The sequence below is a fragment of the Sphingomonas sp. 10B4 genome, from assembly GCF_035019905.1.
Classification (GTDB): domain Bacteria; phylum Pseudomonadota; class Alphaproteobacteria; order Sphingomonadales; family Sphingomonadaceae; genus Sphingomonas; species Sphingomonas glacialis.
This window is the reverse complement of record NZ_JASJVC010000400.1, coordinates 1-259: the sequence shown is the minus strand read 5'-3', so window position 1 is coordinate 259 and position 259 is coordinate 1. Positions and strand designations below refer to the sequence as shown.

At 52.1% G+C, this 259-nt stretch carries 1 protein-coding gene; it reads right to left on the bottom strand.

The window, feature by feature from the left end:
- Positions 1-259 (bottom strand): amino acid--tRNA ligase-related protein (locus QN347_RS20255; protein WP_323494469.1); only part of this gene is annotated, 259 nt, incomplete at both ends.

Genomic DNA, 259 nt, shown 5'->3' with positions numbered 1-259 from the left:
ATGCGGAGGCGCGCCGTATTGCAAGGCATCCAGCAAGAAACCAAACTTGAGTTGCGCTTCTGCGTCGTCAATCTTCAATGCACGGAATACTTTGCTTTGTACATCGGCGCGATGGATACGGACAGAACCGCCGCCCAATTCCCAACCATTCAAGACCATATCGTAGGCTTTGGCGATGCACTTGCCCGGATCAGTTTCCATGAAATCTTCATGGCCATCTTTTGGTGCAGTGAAAGGATGGTGCGTCGCAGTCCAGCGA